Genomic DNA, 349 nt, shown 5'->3' with positions numbered 1-349 from the left:
TAAAGAAATATCCACAAATCAGACTAGTCAGTAGAGATGGCTCAATATCATATGCAGGCGCAATTACTGAGGCACTTCCAAACGCTCTTCAAGTGTCAGATAAATTTCACTTAGTGAAGAATTTGCTTGATAACATAAATAGATATGTTAAGAGAAAATACCCTAAAAACTTGGTCATAGCAAAGAAAAAAGAAGAAATTGTTGATGCCGTTATAGAAGATAAAAATAATCTCAAGGCAGCTATAAGAGATGAAAAAATTAAAGCTAAATGGTCGTTTATAAAAGAAATAAAGGATAAGCATCAATCTGGAGCAAGCATACGGGGACTGGCTAGAGAGTATTCCATGTC

1 protein-coding gene is annotated in these 349 nt (G+C 34.1%); it reads left to right on the top strand.

All coding sequences use genetic code 11. The annotated features are described in order from the left end of the window. On the top strand, nucleotides 1–349 hold a 349-nt coding region (locus GXK57_RS26255; protein WP_160680945.1), incomplete at both ends, for a transposase.

It is taken from the genome of Clostridium sp. C8-1-8, assembly GCF_009928445.1.
In the GTDB taxonomy this organism is placed as follows: domain Bacteria; phylum Bacillota; class Clostridia; order Clostridiales; family Clostridiaceae; genus Clostridium_AR.
The sequence above is the reverse complement of the archived record's forward strand: the minus strand, read 5'-3'. Positions and strand labels throughout refer to the sequence as shown.